The sequence below is a fragment of the Microlunatus sp. YIM B11417 genome, assembly GCF_059617205.1.
Window position 1 is genome coordinate 1 of record NZ_JCAMPJ010000015.1, and the last position, 17639, is coordinate 17639.

Below are 17639 nucleotides of genomic sequence, written 5' to 3' on the forward strand. Positions count from 1 at the left end.
GACCCCGGAAACGACTCGGCTTCAAAACCCCCGCCGAGAAGCTGCACGAGCTACTGTCCAACCCGACAGATCCAACTGTTGCACTCACCGCGTGAGTCGGCCGCGGCGTGTCGCTGCAGAAGTGACCGGTCAGCGCTGGTGGCGGCGCACAGAACTCGCGGGCAGCTGCGTGCGCGGGTTGGGCCCGACGTGCATGGGCCGAGATCGCTCGCGCGACACCCGAACCGGGCGCGTCAACCGAGGACGGCTCGGGTCACCGCGTCGCCGAGTGATCAACGTGGAAAGTTCCGCCGGGTCTGGTGGGCTCCAACTTCCACACTGACGTCACGGGGCGAGGGTTGTGGGGGTGCTGGCCGTCGAGGAGGACGAGGAGGCTGGCGGCCAGGTCGATCACTCCGCGCGAGTAGGTGTGAATCGGACCCTTCCCGGCCGGTACGCCCAGCGTCGACAGCACCGCGTCCCGGGCCGGCGACGGCCGCAGCCACCGCGTCGGCGTCGAGCACGTCGGCGCCGACCACCTCGAGCCGATCATGGTCGAGCGGGTAGGCGTCCGGTCGCCGGGCGACCGCGGCGACGTCGTGTCCGGCGGCGAGGGCCCGGTCGGTCAGCAGGCGGCCGGTGGGGCGGTTGGCTCCGAAGACAGTGATGCGGATGGTGGTTGAACCGAACGGCCGCTCGGTTCCTGACAGGCCGTGGCAAGCCTCACGTCGGCTGGACGAAGCGGTTGGGGCGGGACCAGTGGATGCGGGCGAGGATCGTGTCGCCGTCGAAGCCGGTGGTCGGTTTGTGCTCACCGACGGTGATCCAGGACTCGGACTCGCTCGCGGCGACGGTGGCGAAGTTGCCGAGCATCGGGACGGTGTTCGGGACCGCGTGGCCGTCGCCGCGCATCCGGACGGCGATCCGCTCGGTGGCTCGGATCAGCCGGAGGGTGCCGGGATCGACGCGGGCCAGGAGGAGCGGGGCGCGATGCCGGGGTACGGCCGGGTTGTCGGGTGTCCGGCGGGTGTAGCAGAGGTAGAGCCCGTCGCTGTGGGTGAGCCACTGCTGCTGGGTGGTCGTGGTGGGCAGCGGCTCCCCGTCGTCGTACGTCCACGGCCGCGGGTCGGTCCAGCCCAGGCCGTCCACCGACCGGCTCACGTACGCCAGCCCGTCCTCGGCCCGGATGGTCAGCAGGAACTGGTCCTGGAACCGGGTCAGGCTCGGCTCCAGCAGGCCGCGGCCGACCGGGTGGCGCAGGATCCGGCCGGGTTCGCGCACGGTGAGCCGGTCACCGTCGAAGGCGCAGCGCAGCGTCGTCACGGCCCGGTCCAGCCGCCCGTACGGCGCGCAGCTGAGCGGCACCAGGACGTCGCCGCCGGCCAGCACCAGTCGCTGCCCGCAGCCGCAGGACTGGAACGCCGCGGCCTCCGGATGGTCCCAGTCCAGCCGCCGCCGCGGGCCCCAGGTGCCGGCCGGGTCCCGTACCGCGTAGTGGATGAAACGATCGTGCAGCGGCGTGCGCAGGGCACCGTCCTGATACCAGGTGTTCTGGCCCATCGCGATCATGGTGCCGGTCGGCGGATGCAGACCGGGCGTGAGATCGAGGACCGACTCCTCCAGCCCGCCGCCGTGATCGATCCGGGCCAGCGACGGGATCGGCTCCGGCCGGCTCCAGGTGGCGCCGCCGTCGACGGTCCGGGTCCAGTGCGAGCCGAGGTAGTTGTCGTTGTCGATGATCTCCTGCAGCAACATCAGCACCGAGCCGTCCGGCAGCCGGTCGGCCCGGGTCTGGAACCAGGACACGCCGTCGGACCGGTGACTGAAGGCGGTCTGCTCGTCGATCCCGGTGATCAACTCGTCGGTGATCATGGAACCAGGAGCTTAAGCGCCTCCAGGTTGCCCGACACCCATCCCTCGCCCAGCGTCTCGCTGCCCAGGATGGCCGGTTTGCGGATCAGGTGGAAGTCCAGGTGCTCGATCGTCGTGGCGATCTGCAGCCAGGGCAGGGCCGCACGTTGATCATCACCGAGCGCCCGGACGGTCCGGTAGCCGGCCAGGAACGCCGGCCAGTGAGGCGTGCCGGCGACACCGGTCAGGTCGTCCACCAGCGGCCCCGGCCCGGCCTGGTCGAAGTCGTAGATGATCATGCCGGCATCGGTCAGCAGCAGGTTGTCCAGCGTCACGTCCCCGTGCCGGATTCCGCCCGCCAGCCCGGGCAGCAGCTCGGCCAGCCGCTCCCCTGCCGCCTCGCCTCGGCGCCGGACCAGATCCCGGTCGGCGGGGTCGAGACCGTCGGCCGCGAGCACCCTCCGCAACGGCGAGAACAGCCGCGTGTCCAGGTCGTACGGACGCCGCGGCAGGTCGCTCGCGAAGTCCACGGCCGCCTCGTGCAGCTGCGCGACCGCCACACCGAACCGGTGATAGAGCGCATCGTCGAACGGCGGCCGCGGCTTGCTCCCGCTGACGTACTCCGCCAAGGTGGCCGGCCGCGGCCCTTCCGGAAAGTCGATCAAGGACACCGGCTCGCCATCCAGGGCATCGCGCACCAAGGGCACCCGGATCCCGCGCCTGGCCAGGTGCCCGGTCAGCGCCACCTCCCAGGCCACCTCGCCCGGACCGGGCCCGCCGTGCCGATAGATCTTCAGCAGGTGATCATCCGTCCCGGACCGGACCCGGTAGACGTCGTTGACGAAGGACCGGACCAGCACGACGGAGTCGACCGCGAGCCCGTACCGCTCACCGATCAGAGCGGCCAGCCAACCCGGCTCGGCCAGCGATCGCAAGATCGACAAAGGAAACTCAGATGTCCTCGGTCGTCGTGGCCGACTTCTTGACCTTGAGGAACTTCATGTACGCGTCGACGACCTCGCCCGGCTCGCCCCGCATCATCAGCTTGCCCTTGTCCAGCCAGATCGCCTCGGTGCACATCTCCTTGATGCTGCCCAGGCCGTGCGACACCAGGAACATGGCCCGCGCGCTCTCCCGCAGCTCGGCCATCTTGGCGTTCGCCTTCTCCCGGAAGTGCGCGTCGCCGGTGGACAGCGCCTCGTCGATCATGAGGATGTCCGGCTTCATGTGCACAGCCACCGAGAAGCCCAGCCGGGCCGACATGCCGGACGAATAGGTCCGCATCGGCATGTCGATGAAGTCGCCCAGCTCGGTCCATTCGGCGACGTCGTCGGCCTGCTCCTCGACCTCCTTGCGGGACAGCCCGGCGGCCAGGCCGCCCAGGATGATGTTCTCCCGCCCGGTCAGGTTCTTGTTGAAGCCGACGCCGAGGGCGAGCAGGGTGCTGGCCCGGCCCCAGACCTCGATCCGACCCGAGGACGGCGGCAGGATGCCCGCCATCGCGCGCATCAGGGTGGACTTGCCCGCACCGTTGGCGCCGATGATCCCCATCGCGGTTCCGGTCGGGACGTCGAAGCTGACGTCCTTCAGGGCCTTGACCAGCTTCACCGCGCGCTGACCGCGGCCGAACCGGACCAGCGCCTGCCGCAGCGTCGGCTTGCGTTCGAACGAGGTCTTGTACGTGATCGACAGATCCTCGACCTTCACCGCGAGCGGTGGGCCTGCTGGGGTGGTCGCTGCCTCAGCGCCGTCGGGTCGGGCCGTCACGATCTCGGGCTCGGTCGCGGTGTTGTCGGGGTCAGACGAGACGGACAGCAAAATCACGCTCCCTCGACATGAAGTACAGGAACCCGGCCACCAGGACGATCAGCGCCGTGACGGCCGAGACGACCCAGGTGACCGGAGACGGCATCGCACCGCCCTGCATCAGCGCCGCGTACCCGGTGAGCATGTGGTACGCGGGGTTGAGCTGGGCGATCGTCTGGATCTCGCGGCCCATGTCGCTCAGCATGGCGGGATTCCACAGCACCGGAGAGAGATAGAGCCAGAGCCTCAGGAAGTACGGAAGGAAGCTCGACGTGTCACGGAAGTAGACCTGCAGGGTGGCGAAGATCGCCGCCAGGCCCATCCCGAAGACGACCATGCAGAGCAGGAAATACACACTGAGCAGCATCCGCGGGCTCCAGGTGAGCTCGTGCCCGGCCCCGGCGACGCCGGGGAAGCTGAACATGATGTGGATGACCAGATAGACCACCAGCGTCGGCAGGAACCGGAAGAAGGCGGTACGGACCGCTGACAGCGGGATCAGCAGTCGTGGGAAGGCCGTGTTCATCACCAGCTTGCCCGATCCGGTGACCGACGTGGCGCCGGTGCTGACACAGGTCTGGATCATCGAGAACGCGAACAGGCTCAGCGTCAGGTGGGTGAAGAAGACCGGTTCGTGGCGGTTCCGGATGATCGTCACCAGCAGGTAGTAGATCGCGGACATCAGCAGCGGGTTGAGGACCAGCCAGGCCTGTCCGAAGAACGTGTTGGAGTTGGCGCCGCGCATGGTCGCCTTGCTCAGCTCCGCGGCAAATCCCCGCCGGTGCCACAACTCCTTGAAGTACGGCACCAGGGGCGGCAAGCCGGCCTTGTGGGCCCCGTAGGAGTGGTACACCGGATTGAACTCGCGGTCGTCCGTACGCGTCGGCGCACTCATTCCACCACCGCCTTCATTCCTCACTCCCCGTGCCCGTCAGGTGCCGGTCTGGTCCCCAACCTGCTCGCCGACCGGCGCCTACACCATCTCAGGGCCGTTCGAGCGATGGCTAGTCTGCCACGCCGACCCCGTGACGCCCGATTCCGGCGCCCGGCAAAGGTCATTCCGTGGGAACCAGCCCGGTCGTGAAAGCGATCACCACGGCCTGGGTACGGTCCCGGGCGCCGAGCTTGCCGAGCAGGCCGCTGACATGGGTGCGTACGGTCTCGACGCCGAGCACCAGCCGGTCCGCGATCTCGGCGTTGGTCAGCCCCTGCGCGATCAGGCCGAGCACCTCGGTCTCCCGCGGCGTGAGCGCCGGGCCGGTGTAGCCCGCCTTCTCCGGTTTGTGCTGGCCGACCAGCTGCCGGATCGACTCCGGGAAGACCAGGCTGTCGCCGCGGGCCACGGTCCGGACCGCGGAGATCACCTGGTCCGCGTCGGCCCGCTTGAGCAGGAAGCCCGAGGCGCCGGCCCGCATCGCGTCGAACACGTACTCGTCGCTGGCGAAGGTCGTGATCACCAGCACCCGCGGCGGCTCCGGCAGCCCGAGCACCAGTTCGGTGGCCCGGATCCCGTCGACGTTCGGCATCCGGACGTCCATGCAGACCACGTCCGGTCGCTTGGTCCGGACCACCGAGACCGCCTCGGCGCCGTCGCCGGCCTCGCCGATCACCCGCAGTTGGGGGTCGCTCTCGATGATCGTCTGCAGGCCCTGCCGGACGATCGGCTCGTCGTCGACCAGCACGACGGTGATCTCGCCGTCAGCCGTACCCGTCATGCCCTGCTCCCGTCTGGCCCTGCTCCGGACCTGCTCGTGCCCTGCGCCGGCAGTCGTACCCGAAGCACCCACTCATTCTCACCGTCGGCGACCGGCTCGACGCCCGCCGACACGGTGCCGCCGAACAGCGCCGCGCGTTCCCGCATCCCGGTGATCCCCCGGCCGCCGCTGCTGCGGGTCTGCCGCCGCTTCCGGTACGGGTTGCTGATCATGATCGACACGCCGGCCTGGTCGGCGGCCAGCTCGAGCCGGGTCCGTTCCCCGGTGCCGTGCCGGCGGGCATTGGTCAGCCCCTCGGAGACGATCCGGTACGCGGTCGTCGACAGCAACGACGGCAGCCCGGGCACCACGTCCACCTCGGCGTCGACCTCGACGCCGAGTTCGCGGTGCGCGGTGATCAAGGTCGGTACGGAATCCAGGCCCGGGTCCGGCGAGCGGGGCGCGGCCCGGTCCCGCAGCACGGCAAGCATCCGGTCAAGATCATCGGCGGCGTTCCGGGAGGTCGTCTCGATCACCTCGAGCGAACGCGCCGCCTTCTCCGGTTGGGTTTCCAGGATCCGGCGCCCGGCGCTGGCCTGCAGCGAGATGATGCTCAGCGCGTGCCCGATCCCGTCGTGCAGGTCCCGGGCCAGCCGGCGGTGCTCGGCCTCGGTGAGCAGCCGCTGCTCGGCCAGTTCCAGCCGGTCCCGCCAGGTCGGGCCGAGGAAGATCGGCACCAGCCGGCGCAACAGCAGCCCGACCAGCCAGGCCGCGACCACGGCTGCGATCAAGGTCACCAGGCCGACCAGGATCGCCAGCGCGACCCAGGCCGGCTCGGCGACCAATCGCCCGTCCGGGCCGATCTCGCCGCCGCCGGTGGCCACCCAGCCGCCCAGCGCGACCGGTACGCCGACCAGGGCCAGCCCGATCGCGCCGCCGACCAGGATGTGCAGGATCACCCAGGCGGCGGCCCGCCAGCGGTGCTCCCAGGTCGGGTGCTGCGGAGTGATCAACTCCTGGTCGACCCGGAGCAGCGTCCGGCAGGCGGCGACCTCGACCTCGCGCAGACCGGGCAGCAGCCCGACCGCGAACATCGGCGGCACGACGATGATCACCACGGCCCAGATCGGCAGCGGGGTGAGCGCCACCAGCAACTGCCCGACGCCGATCTGGAGCAGCACGAACGCGACGAAGATCGCGGCACCCAGCATCAGGTACGCGACGTTCAGCACGACCGGGCGGACGACGGACATGGCCCTATCCTGCCCGCCGCGAACAGCCCGACCACTCCCCCGCGCGGGTGGTCGGCTCCCCCGGTGGTTCGGGAGATAAATTGTGCGCAATCTAATTGCGTGCAATAGTTGTCACCATGAAACGCGGGCCGGATCTCGACGAGATGCTCTGCTTCGCGCTCTATTCCGCGAACCACCGGATGGCCCAGCACTACCGCGACCTGCTGGCTCCCTGGCAGCTGACGTACCCGCAGTATCTGGTGCTGGTCGCGCTGTGGCGGGACGGTCCGCTGACCGTGACCCGACTGGGCAGGCTGCTCGGGCTGGACTCCGGCACCGTGTCGCCGCTGCTGAAGCGGCTCGAGGCGCGCGGCTTGGTCGCCAGGTCCCGCGAGGCGAGCGACGAACGCGTCGTGACGGTCCGCCTGACCGACCGCGGCGTCGCGCTGGAAGCCGAACTGGCCGAGGTTCCGCGCTGCCTGGCCGACCGGGTCGCGATCGAGGCCGGCGCGGCCCGTGACCTGCTGGCCCACTTGCACGAGTTCACCGAGGGAAACCCGACGAAAGGAACATGATGGAGACGCTCTACACCGCCGAAGCCCTGTCCACCGGAGCCGGCCGGGACGGCCATGTCCGGACCACCGACGGCCGGGTCGACCTCGACCTGGCCGTGCCGAAGGAGATGGGTGGCTCCGGCGAGGGCGCCAACCCGGAACAGCTGTTCGCGGCGGGCTACTCGGCCTGCTTCCATTCGGCCCTGCAGGCGGTGGCCCGGTCCCGGAAGCTCTCGGTGAAGGACTCCAGCGTCGGCGCCCGGGTCGGCATCGGCCCGAACGGCCAGGGCGGCTTCCAGCTCGAGGTGCTGCTCGAGGTCGCGCTCCCCGGATTGCCTGCCGACCAGGCCAGGGAGCTCGCCGAGGCGGCCCATCAGGTCTGCCCCTACTCCAACGCGACCCGCGGCAACATCGAGGTCACCCTCGACGTCGTCGAGGACTGACGAAGATCATAGAAAGAACTCTTTCGAAATGATACTCTCCATGCGTGGAGAGAGCTGAGCGGCCCGACGGGGGCTGGTTGAGCGGGGTCCGGCGCGGTGTCCTGCTGGTGGCGACGGCCGGGCGGTGGTGGTTCGTCGGTACGGTCGCGACGATGGCGGTCTCCGGGCTGGGGCTCGGGGCGGCCGTCCTGGTCGGAGCCGAGGTTTCGCGGCGATTGACCGCGGGTCCGCCGGGCACCGAGTTAGTGCCGTTGCTCGCCGCAGTGGTGGCCTTGGTTGCGTTGATCGCCTTCGGTCGCCTCGTGGGTTCCGGACTGCATCGCTTGCTGGTCGAGCAGGTGATCTACACCAGCCATCAGCAAGTGCTGGAGTCCAGCGCCTTCAGTGAGGCGATCGCCTTCGACCGGGCCGAGTTCCACGACGAGTTGCGGCGGGCCAAGAACAGTGCGGACTCGTCACTGCAGTTGGCGCTGGCCGTGCCTCAGTTGATCGGCTCCGTTGTCGCAGCGGTCGGCCTGATCACGGCGGCGGCGGTCACTGCACCGGTGATGATTCCGGTGGTGGCACTGTCGGGGGTTCCGCTGTTACTCGTCAGCCGAGCCAACGCACGGGAGATGTACTCGTTCAGCTTCGGCCAGACGCCGGATGATCGCGAGAGGTTCCAGCTGGAACGCGTCCTGTCGTCCCGGGACCAGGCGGCCGAAGTGAGGATCTTCGGCATCGAGTCCTACCTGGTCGGCCGTTGGACGACTCTCTACGACGAGCGGATCGCTGGTCTGATCAGCCTGGTCCGGCGGTTCGCCCGGCTGTCTCTTGGTGCTGCGGCCGGAGTCGCCGCGACCTTCTTGCTCGTGCTCGGCCTCGGCTGGTGGATGGTCAGTAGCGGCACCGCGAACCTTGCCGACACCGCTGTCGCCGGGGCGACCGCGCTCCTGCTGGGCGCGCAGGTCCAGCAGATCGCGACCAGCCTCGGCCAGCTCAGCGAGCATGGCCTCCGACTGGCCGACTTCGAACGTCTGCTCGCTACGACGAAGATCACCCGGTCGGTCCATCGTGATCCAGCGCCTCCGTTGCGTCGACTCGAAGTCGATGGTCTGGGGTTCGGCTATCCGGGTGCACCGTGCCGGGCCGTCGACGACGTCTCCTTCACGGTCGAGGCCGGCGAACTGGTGGCCATCGTGGGCGTCAACGGGTCCGGCAAGACAACGCTGGCCAAGCTGCTCTGCGGGCTCTACCGGCCGGACGCCGGCAGCGTGACCTGGAACGGCGTGCCGGTGCATGAGCTGGACCTGCGCGGCGAGGTCGGCGCGATCTTCCAGACCTTCGCCCGCTACTGGTTCAGCGCCGCCGACAACATCGCGATCGGCGACGTGGCCCGCGGCGACACCGTCGATCCGGCCGCGGTCCGGCGGGCGGCCGAACTGGCCGGGGCGGACGAGTTCCTCGGCGACCTGACCCAGGGCTACGACACCCGGCTGACCGTCGAGCTGGACGGCGGCACCGACCTGTCTCTGGGCCAGTGGCAGCGGGTCGCGATCGCCCGGGTGCTCTACCGGGACCCGTCGCTGGTGATCTTGGACGAGCCGACCGCCTCCCTCGACCCGCAGGCCGAGGCCGCCCTCTTCGCGACTCTCGATGATCTTCGCCGAGACCGTACCATCGTCATGATCAGCCACCGGTTCTCCTCGGTACGGTCGGCGGACCGGATACTGGTCGTCGATCAGGGCCGGCTGATCGAGCACGGCACCCATGATCAACTGCTGGACCTGGACGGCCACTACGCCCGGCTCTACCGGACCCAGGCGGCAGCCTTCGCCTGAGCACGAACGTTCCCTGAGCTTGGTCGTTGGGCAAAGTCACATCCAGCTCGGCCCTTCGACAGGCTCAGGGCGCGTGGGTCCGGCTCGGCCCTCGACAAGCTCAGTGCGCAGTCCACGCCGTCGCTCTAGAGTGCCGTCCGTGCGCAAAGCCCTGACGCTGGTCCTGTTCCTGGCGGTGCTGGCCGCGGCCGGCTGCGGTCCCGAGGAGGAGGCCGGCCCGACGGCGGCGGCGACTCCGCCCCCGGCCGGCGGTTCGACCACGGCGCCCGCGAGCACCGCCCTGTCCAGTGAAGGCCCGGCCACCGCTGGGCCGGCCGGCGGCGGAGGCTCGCTCGAGCTGGCCAAGAAGTACGCGCCGCTGGTCCGGATGGGCCAGGGCGAGAAGAACCTGCCGGTCGACGCGCTGGTCTTCGTCGACAACTCCAAGCTGGAGTGGAATCGCGACGGTTGTGACGAGGACGAGGTGATCGACCCGGACCCGACGCCGCAGAAGTTGGCCGACCCCGGGAGCTATCGGGCCCGCAAGACTCAGCCCGACTCCGACTGCCAGGGCCGGGAGGGCGATGAGTACAACACCACGCAGCGGACCCGGCCGTTCGCCAACAAGGACAAGCTCGGCAAGGAGGGCTACTTCCTCAACGCCTGGGACGGGCTCCACGAGGCGGGGACGGTGAAGGACGGGGACAAGACGCCCGCCTACGTCGAGTACATCCAGGGCACGGACGCCAACCAGGGCAAGACCGCCTACGTCTACTGGTTCTTCTATCCGTTCAACACGTGGACCAACCCGACCCCGGGCGCCAAGGGCAAGGGCGGCAATCACGAGGGTGACTGGGAGCGGATCACCGTGGTGGTCGGCGCGAACGGCAAGCCGGACGGCGTGGTGTTCTCCCAGCACGAGACGAAATGCCGGATGGACTTCGCCAAGGTGGCCGGGAAGGACGGGCACCCGGTGGCCTACTCGGCGACCGGCACGCACGGCTCGTACCCGATCGGCGACGCGCGGTACAAGATCGAGAGCCTGCCGGCCGCCCTGAAGGCGCTCGGGATGCTCGAGGACAAGACCAGCAGCAAGGGTGCGTCCTGGAAGACCTGGCTCAACCTGAAGGAGGTCCAGCGCGAGCCCTGGTGGGGCTACGCCGGCGGCTGGGGCGAGGTCGGCGGGCCGATCTCGTTGGGTGAGCTCGACAAGCACCAGACCGGTCCGGAGGGACCGAACCCGATCAAGCACACCGAGCAGATGGCCAAGGAGGCGTTCACCACCGACGCCTGTCCCGACCCGGTGTCGATCGACAACCCGGCGGACGCTAAGCAGGCCGCGATCATCCGCCTCGAGTACTACCTGCACGCCAGCGGTCGGCACGACGCCGGCAAGGCCTGCTCGATCGCCGAGCCGAAGATCAGGCCGCTCTGCCTGTTCGCCCTGCCCCAGTCGTTCGAGGAGTCGAGCGAGCAGGAGGACAAGGTGCTGCGGACGATCAAGATCGATCCGGCCAAGGTCCGGAAGGTCTCCGACAAGCGGTACGAGTTCCCGCCCGCTTCCCTGCCCGGCATCACCTCGCTGGACGGCGCCCTGGTGATGATCAAGATCAAGAAGCAGTGGTACCTGACCGACGACAAGGGTGCTCGCTAAAGGGACTTGAGCTGGAGTGCACTCCAGCTCGTACGGTCGCCGGATGGACTACAGATCACTCGGAACCACCGGCCTCAAGGTCAGCGGACTGTGCCTCGGCGCGATGATGTTCGGCGAGAAGACCGACGAGCAGGACAGCCGACGGATCCTGGACACGTTCACCGAGGCCGGCGGGACGTTCATCGACACCGCCGACGTCTACGGCGCCGGCCGGTCCGAGGAGGTGCTCGGGCGCTGGCTGAAGACGCGGCGCCGGTCGGATTACGTGATCGCCAGCAAGGTCTGGGCGCCGATGGGCCCGCGGCCGACCGACCAGGGCCTGTCCCGCAAGCACCTACTGGACGCGGTCGACGCGAGCCTGCGCCGGCTCGGCACCGACTATCTCTACCAACTGCACCGCTGGGACGACAGCACGCCGCTCACCGAGACCCTGTCGACGCTGGACACCCTGGTCCGGTCGGGCAAGGTCCGCTACCTCGGCGTCAGCAACTTCAGCGGCTGGCAGCTGCAGAAGGCGGTCGACCTGTGCGAACTGCACGGCTGGGAGCCGCTGTCCTGCCTGCAGCCGCTCTACACGCTGCTGGACCGCTCGCCGGAGTGGGAGCTGCTGCCGGTCTGCCGGAATGAAGGACTGGGCGTCATCACCTGGTCTCCGCTGCGGTCGGGCTGGCTGTCCGGCCGGTTCCGGCGCGGAATGACCGAGCCGCCCGGCGGCAGCAAGGTGGCCGGGCCCGGGACCCACGGCTGGGAGAGGTACGCCAACGAGCACACCTGGCACGTCGTCGACGAGCTCGCCGCGGTCGCCGCGGAGGCCGGTCGCACCATCCCGCAGGTCGCCGTCCGCTGGCTGCTCCAGCAGCCCGGGGTCACGGCGCCCATCATCGGCCCGCGGACCACCGATTACCTGGACGACCTGCTCGGTGCGGTCGGCTGGGAACTGACGCCGGAGCAACTGGACCGGCTCGAGGTCGCCAGCCGGCCGGAGGCGCTCCCGTACCCCTATTTCCTGTGAATCTCTTCCGCACTTCCTAGTCACCGGCGAGGGTTCGGTGCACCGGGGACGAGCGGACAGCACGCACTTTGTGCAAGACTGCTCGCGCTGGCAATTCCTGAGTCGTGGTGAAGTACTGCGCCTGAGATCTTGCGCGGGCACGGGGCAGGCGCCTCAAGGTCCGACAGCAGTTGGGCTGTGAGGTGCGGCCCAAGATGTCTAGGAGAAGAACCATGGCAGAAGGAACCGTTAAGTGGTTCAACGCTGAGAAGGGCTTCGGCTTCATCGAGGTCGACGGCGGCGGCGCGGACGTGTTCGTGCACTACAGCGCGATCGAGTCCACCGGCTACCGGTCCCTCGACGAGGGCCAGCGGGTTGAGTTCGACACGACCCAGGGGCCGAAGGGCCCGCAGGCCGAGAAGGTGCGCGCGATCTGATTCGCACGTAGAGCTCTGGAACGGCGCCGGTCTTCACGACCGGCGCCGTTTCGCTTGTCTCAGGCCCGTTCGAAGGTGAAGAGGTCGACGCCCCAGCCGAGCGATCGGTCGGACACCGGCGTCCAGCCCGCTTGGGCGGCGAGGCTCCGGAGCCGTTCCGCGGACCGGGGCGGCAGTCCCGTCCCCGCATAACCCAGAAGGCTCTGCTGAGCCGCTGCCGGGCTGAGCGCGTCCGGGCGCAGTGCGTCGATGATCACCGCCCGCGGCGCCGTGGTGGCCAGTTCGCGGAGCAGTTCGATCGCCTCGTCGTCGGTCCGCTGGCCGAGGGCCAGCACACTGACCGCCACGTCGGTCGCCGGCCGGTCGGCGGTGAAGGTGTGATCATGGTCGGCCGGCTCCTTGGCGAGTACGGCGAGCGCAGCGGGATGATCGACGACAGCCGTGGTCACCCCGGTCAGGTCGGCGCGCAGCCGGTCGGCGATGAGCACGGCACCCGGTCCGGTCACCGTGACATGGCCGGCGTCACGCCAGCAGTCCAGCCGGGCCAGTCCGGTGATCACGTACTGCAGTCGGCCGGCCTGCTCGACCAGCTCGGCGTACCGCTCCTGATCTTCGTCGAGGCTGGCCTGCAGAGTCCGCCCGTGCCGGCGGGACCACGGTGATGCGCCGGAGCGCAGGCTCGGCGCCAGGTCGGTCAGCGCGATGATCAGGTCGGCGTCCGGGCCGGTGAAGTGTTCCTGATCATGCTCATCGTCCAGCAGGAGTTCGCCGAGCCGGCCGAGCTTGATCGACGTCGGACCGGCGGTGGCCAACAGCTCGGTGCGGAGCAGCACGTCGACGAGCACGGCGAGCCGGTCGGCCGGCACGCCGGTCAACTCGGCCAGTGACTCGAGCTCGACCGGGCCGGTGGCCAGCGGGTCCAGCAGGCCGAGTTGCAGCGCGGCCCTGATCGCGAACCAGCCGATCGTCGCGCCCGCGTAGTCGGCGGGCCGCCACTCGGCGAACCGCGGGCCGGCCGGGCCGGACTCCTCGGTGTGCCAGTAGCCGGTCACGTCCAGGTGGCTCCTGGGCAGGCCACGTTCGCGGGTCAGGTGTCGTCGGATCGGGATCAGGGCGCGGCTCTCCCCGGCACACCAGGCGTAGCCGGTGCCCGGCCACCAGTCGAGTTGCCGGATCGCCTGCTCGAGTTCCGGTCCGTCCGCGTGCCGAGCCCGTACCCAGCGGATCGTGTCGCCCGGCCGCAGTGCCAGCGGGAGCTCGGCGGCCGGATCGGTGACCACGACCACGACCTGCGCCGGTACGTCGAGCGGCCGCTCGTCCAGGAACCGGCCGATCGCGGGCAGCGCCGTCTCGTCGCCGGCGAGCAGGATCCAGTCCACGTCGTCCGGCAGCACGGTGGACGACTTCGGTCCGGCGAACCACAGCTCGTCGCCCGGCCGGGCCGCGGTCGCCCAGGACGCTGCCGGGCCGTCGCCGTGCAGCACGAAGTCGAGGTCGAGCTCGCCGGTGGCCGGGTCGAACCGGCGGGGCGTGTAGTCGCGACCTTGCCGGTTCGGCGCCGGACTCCACTCGATCCCGTCGGCCAGCTGCCGTGGCAGGGCGGCGGCCAGGTCACCGTCGGCGGCGAAGATCAACTTCACATGATCGTCGAAGCCGGGGGAGTGGAACGCCGGCAGGTCGAGTCCGTCCCGGGTGAAGGCACCGAGTTGATCACCGGTCAGGGTGACCCGGCGGAGCCGTGGCGTGAGGTCGACGGCGCGGGCCACCTCGACCCGGCGCAGGATGATCGGATGGGTCTGGATCCGGTGCTGGGCCATGATCAGGAGAACTGTTCTTCGATGGTGTCGAGGAGGGCCATCGTCTCGTGGTAGTCGGCCCGGAGCGCCCAGTAGGGCAGGTGATAGGCCTGATCGTTCTCGAAGGCCGGCAGCCGCGCGTAGATCGGATTCTTGGCCAGGTCCTCGACCTTGATCGTCTCGGCGTTGAAGCCGAGCACGAACACGGTCGGCATGGTGACGGCCTTGTCGATCAGTTCCGGCGAGATCTCGAACATGTCGCCGGCGCCGCCGTACGTCTCGAAGTCGTTGTCGGCGAAGAACGGCGCGGGCTCGAAACCGAGCTGGGCCAGTTCCTTTGGCAGCCCGAAGTCCTCGACGATTCCGAACGGGCGCTGGTCGCCGGTGAAGCTCAGATAGCCGACCGGGCCGGGCGGCGGCGTGATCTTGCTCTTCACCTCGGCGACCCGCTTCTGGTAGCCGGCCAGCCGCTCCGCGTAACGGTCACCGCGGTCGAAGACCTGCTCGGCCAGGAAGGAGAACTGCTCCTGCCAGGACCGCAACTCGTTGCCGACCAGTACGGTCGGCGCGATCGCGCTGAGTTGGTCGTACGCCTTGACCGCCTGGGCCAGCGGGAAGCCCTGCCCGCCGCCGACGATCAGGTCCGGCTCCAGCGCCAGGATCTCCTCGATGGCGAAGCCGTCGCTGCTCCAGGGCAGGAACACGGTGCCGTCGGCCTTGGCGTCCTCGGCCCAGAACGGCGAGAAGACACCCTCCTTGGCGTCGGCGTCCTCCGGGATCGTCGCCAGCACCGGCACGTCCATCGCGTAGAGGTAGCCGGCCAGCGCGAAGTTGAGCACGACGATCCGCTTCGGCTCGGCCGGTACGGTGACGTCGCCCTGCCCGGTCTTGACCACCCGCTCCGGGCCCCGGCCTGCCGGGGCGGGCGCTGCCGTACCGCCGGCGCAGGAGGCGAGCAGGACGGCGACGAGCGCGACGAAGGCGGCCACGGCTGACCGCTGGAGACGTGAGCTGACCATGAAACCCCCGGAAGTTAGTGCACCCTAACCTAGTGTGGGAAGCTGGTACGGCTCGCGACAGGGCTGCCGTCCTCCGCGACGGACGCGACATGATCGAGGTGGGGTGTGACTGAACTGCTGGAACGGGTCGTGACCAAGAACTCGATCCGGTTCCTGGGCCACGATGAGCACACGCACGACGTGCCGCACCTGGTCCACGTCGTCCGCGGCACGGCCCTGCTCACCGTCGACGGCGTACCGCTCCGGCTGTGCGAGGGGGAGAGCGTCTGGCTCGCCACTGGCGTGCCGCACGCGATGCGGCTGCCGGCCGGCAGCCTGGCCGTCGGCCCGATGCTGTCGCCCGATCATCCGCCACCCGGCGGCGAGCGGCTGCGCCGGCTCGACGCCCTGCCCGCCCTGTCCGCACTGATCACGACGATCCTCGGCGCCGCACCCGAGACCGCGGCCGAGGTGGCGCCGTTTCGGCGGGCTCTCGAGGAGTTGCTGGCCGGGTTGGACGCGCCGCACTTCTGGGTCCGCGAGCCGGAGCACCCGATCGCCCGGCTGATCGCCGACGAGGCCGTGGCCGGTTCCGAGACGCTGGACCGGATCGCCGAACGGCACTACCTGAGCGTGCGCCAAGTGCAGCGGATCTTCCTCGACCAGACCGGCCTGCCCTTCGCCCGCTGGCGGACCCGGAGCCGGCTCAACCGCGCCGTCGCCGCCCTCCGCGCCGGCCTCGACCTCGACGCCGCCCGACTCGCCGCCGGCTACGCCACCCGCACCGGCCTGCTCCGAGCCCTCAGCCGCGAGTCCGGCATCCCCGAACGCACCCTCGCCACCGACCCACTCCAGGCTCTGGCCCGTTCCACCGCTCGTGGAGTTTGGGCCGTGAAGGCTTCAGTCGACGAGAGCGGCAACGCTTGAAGCGTGGTCGATGAACCAGTTGGCCTGCCGGAGGACCGGCCAGCCCAAGATGATGTCCATCGGACGCTCGAGTGACGCATTCACTTGGCCGAGATCGACGACGGCAGCCGTGGTGCTTGAGAAACGGTGTCCCAGAACGAGTGGTTCGGCCATCTGCACCATGGGCGTGACCAGCGTCGCCCCGAGGCATCGGTCCCCTCCGATTGCCCTTGCGCGGCGAACAGATGCGGATGGCTGCGGATGAATGAGCTGTCGACCACCGACAGTGATGCGCCGGTGTCGAACACGGCCTCCGCGGTCGCACCATCCCACTCGACGGCGAGGTAGACGTGATGACCACGATCAAGAAACACATGCTCGGGCCTCTGGGCGACTGATCCATTCAGCCTGAGCACCGACTCAGCGAACCGATACTCGCAGCGGAACTGGGACAGCACATCCTGGCCGAGCAAATCGCGACCCTCGGTCGCCGACCGCACGTCCAACTCGATCGGACAGGGCGGCCGGTCCCCGAACTCAACGGTGGTGCGCCACACCCTTCGATTCACCGCAAGGCCGCCGAAGACTCCGGTGCCCTCCGCTGGTCTTGTCTCGATGACGCATCCTGCCGGCGGGCAGACCGTAGTGCGCGCCGAGCCGGTGTCGAGCAGCGCGCGGATCGGTCGACCGCCCACGATCACGTCAACGTAAGGGAGCGCTTCGTCGGGGCTGTCCGGGTCGATCTCGATCGACATCGGCACCTGCGTTGGCACGGGGCCCACGCTAGCGCCGGAACCCCAAGGGACCTGGATCGAGCCTTGCCCTTCGACAAGCTCAGGGAGCGTGTTGGCCTGACCCTGCTGGCTCAGGGAGCGGTGTCGCGCATGGCGTCGGCGACCGCGGCGGAGCCCGGAGCGGGCTCGGCGTCCAAGCCGCTGATCACCCCGGCCCGGTCGGCGGCGGAGCGGTTCTGGCTGAGCTTCGCCTTGCCGGTCACGCCGGTCACGGCCACCTCGATGCCGACGATGCCGCGCAACTGCCCGGTCACGAACGCCTCGGGCGCATCGCTCACGGCCCACGGCCGGTCCCGCTCACCCTCCTGCAGCCGGGTGAGCTCGGTGACCGCGTGCCGCAGCCAGTCCGGGTCGCGGTGCACCCGGACGGTGCCGGTGAGTTCGACCGCCGTGTAGTTCCAGGTCGGCACGACGCGGCCGTGCTCGGCCTTGCTCGCGTACCAGGACGGCGAGACGTACGCGTCCGGACCGGCGCCGATCAGCAGGCACGGCTTGTCCTCGCGGAGCTGCTTCCAGTGATCATTCGCGATAGCCAGGTGGGCGATCACGGTCGCGTCGTGCCAGATGATCGGCAGCAGCGTCGCCGCCGGGCGACCGGTCTCGTCGGCAGTGATCAGCCAGGCGGTGCGGTTGGCCTCGACCATGGCGCGGAGTTCGGCTTCGTCGGTGACCTGGTTCGCTGGCGGGACGTACATGGAGCCATTG

At 69.5% G+C, this 17639-nt stretch carries 18 protein-coding genes; 7 read left to right on the plus strand and 11 right to left on the minus strand.

All coding sequences use genetic code 11. The features are described from left to right. Window positions 1-272: 272 nt before the first annotated feature. The 7 genes from AC6CCG_RS33520 to AC6CCG_RS33550 form a co-directional block, all read right to left on the minus strand. The gene (locus tag AC6CCG_RS33520; protein WP_496659206.1) at window positions 273-794 is read right to left on the minus strand and encodes an NAD(P)H-binding protein; all 522 of its coding nucleotides are present in this window, start codon (window positions 792-794) and stop codon (window positions 273-275) included. Then, window positions 703-1851 (minus strand): sialidase family protein, encoded by a 1149-nt coding sequence (locus tag AC6CCG_RS33525; protein WP_496659207.1) that lies wholly within the window; start codon window positions 1849-1851, stop codon window positions 703-705. Before AC6CCG_RS33525 ends, AC6CCG_RS33520 begins: the two co-directional genes overlap by 92 nt. Next, the gene (locus AC6CCG_RS33530) at window positions 1848-2774 is read right to left on the minus strand and encodes a phosphotransferase enzyme family protein (RefSeq protein ID WP_496659208.1); all 927 of its coding nucleotides are present in this window, start codon (window positions 2772-2774) and stop codon (window positions 1848-1850) included. The genes AC6CCG_RS33525 and AC6CCG_RS33530 overlap by 4 nt, the downstream gene beginning before the upstream one ends. A gap of 7 nt (window positions 2775-2781) precedes the next feature. Beyond that, window positions 2782-3654 (minus strand): ABC transporter ATP-binding protein, encoded by an 873-nt coding sequence (locus AC6CCG_RS33535; protein ID WP_496659209.1) that lies wholly within the window; start codon window positions 3652-3654, stop codon window positions 2782-2784. Continuing rightward, window positions 3629-4531, minus strand: coding sequence for an ABC transporter permease (locus AC6CCG_RS33540; RefSeq protein WP_496659210.1), 903 nt, complete (start codon window positions 4529-4531; stop codon window positions 3629-3631). The genes AC6CCG_RS33535 and AC6CCG_RS33540 overlap by 26 nt, the downstream gene beginning before the upstream one ends. 160 nt (window positions 4532-4691) lie before the next feature. After that, the gene (locus AC6CCG_RS33545; RefSeq protein ID WP_496659211.1) at window positions 4692-5351 is read right to left on the minus strand and encodes a response regulator transcription factor; all 660 of its coding nucleotides are present in this window, start codon (window positions 5349-5351) and stop codon (window positions 4692-4694) included. Further along, entirely contained in the window at window positions 5348-6583 is a 1236-nt protein-coding gene (locus tag AC6CCG_RS33550) for a sensor histidine kinase (protein WP_496659212.1), read from the minus strand. Before AC6CCG_RS33550 ends, AC6CCG_RS33545 begins: the two co-directional genes overlap by 4 nt. Before the next feature lie 116 nt (window positions 6584-6699). Between AC6CCG_RS33550 and AC6CCG_RS33555 the strand changes: the two genes are divergently transcribed. The 6 genes from AC6CCG_RS33555 to AC6CCG_RS33580 all read left to right on the plus strand — a co-directional run bounded on the left by AC6CCG_RS33555 (window position 6700) and on the right by AC6CCG_RS33580 (window position 12440). Then, window positions 6700-7137 (plus strand): MarR family winged helix-turn-helix transcriptional regulator, encoded by a 438-nt coding sequence (locus tag AC6CCG_RS33555; RefSeq protein WP_496659213.1) that lies wholly within the window; start codon window positions 6700-6702, stop codon window positions 7135-7137. Continuing rightward, window positions 7134-7559, plus strand: coding sequence for an organic hydroperoxide resistance protein (locus tag AC6CCG_RS33560; protein ID WP_496659214.1), 426 nt, complete (start codon window positions 7134-7136; stop codon window positions 7557-7559). Before AC6CCG_RS33555 ends, AC6CCG_RS33560 begins: the two co-directional genes overlap by 4 nt. Before the next feature lie 44 nt (window positions 7560-7603). After that, the gene (locus tag AC6CCG_RS33565; RefSeq protein ID WP_496659215.1) at window positions 7604-9379 is read left to right on the plus strand and encodes an ABC transporter ATP-binding protein; all 1776 of its coding nucleotides are present in this window, start codon (window positions 7604-7606) and stop codon (window positions 9377-9379) included. A gap of 139 nt (window positions 9380-9518) precedes the next feature. Further along, complete coding sequence (locus tag AC6CCG_RS33570) at window positions 9519-11012, plus strand: Vps62-related protein (protein WP_496659216.1); 1494 nt, start codon at window positions 9519-9521, stop codon at window positions 11010-11012. A gap of 43 nt (window positions 11013-11055) precedes the next feature. Next, window positions 11056-12024, plus strand: coding sequence for an aldo/keto reductase (locus tag AC6CCG_RS33575; protein WP_496659217.1), 969 nt, complete (start codon window positions 11056-11058; stop codon window positions 12022-12024). Window positions 12025-12236: 212 nt separating this feature from the next. Then, window positions 12237-12440, plus strand: a complete 204-nt coding sequence (locus AC6CCG_RS33580) for a cold-shock protein (protein WP_179752795.1) — start codon at window positions 12237-12239, stop codon at window positions 12438-12440. A 59-nt stretch (window positions 12441-12499) separates the two neighbouring features. Here AC6CCG_RS33580 and AC6CCG_RS33585 read toward each other — a convergent pair whose 3' ends face one another. Together AC6CCG_RS33585 and AC6CCG_RS33590 are read right to left on the minus strand one after the other, a co-directional pair. Further along, window positions 12500-14257, minus strand: coding sequence for a siderophore-interacting protein (locus tag AC6CCG_RS33585; RefSeq protein ID WP_496659218.1), 1758 nt, complete (start codon window positions 14255-14257; stop codon window positions 12500-12502). Window positions 14258-14259: 2 nt separating this feature from the next. After that, window positions 14260-15255, minus strand: coding sequence for an ABC transporter substrate-binding protein (locus AC6CCG_RS33590; RefSeq protein WP_496659219.1), 996 nt, complete (start codon window positions 15253-15255; stop codon window positions 14260-14262). Window positions 15256-15360: 105 nt separating this feature from the next. Here AC6CCG_RS33590 and AC6CCG_RS33595 point away from each other — a divergent pair, with 105 nt between their 5' ends. Continuing rightward, on the plus strand, window positions 15361-16161 hold the full coding sequence (locus AC6CCG_RS33595; RefSeq protein ID WP_496659220.1) for a helix-turn-helix domain-containing protein: 801 nt from the start codon (window positions 15361-15363) through the stop codon (window positions 16159-16161). 80 nt (window positions 16162-16241) lie between these two features. Here AC6CCG_RS33595 and AC6CCG_RS33600 read toward each other — a convergent pair whose 3' ends face one another. Continuing rightward, window positions 16242-16913, minus strand: a complete 672-nt coding sequence (locus AC6CCG_RS33600; RefSeq protein WP_496659221.1) for a hypothetical protein — start codon at window positions 16911-16913, stop codon at window positions 16242-16244. 92 nt (window positions 16914-17005) lie between these two features. Further along, window positions 17006-17629: an FMN-binding negative transcriptional regulator gene (locus tag AC6CCG_RS33605; protein WP_496659222.1), complete on the minus strand. Its 624-nt coding sequence runs from the start codon at window positions 17627-17629 to the stop codon at window positions 17006-17008. Window positions 17630-17639: the final 10 nt, after the last annotated feature.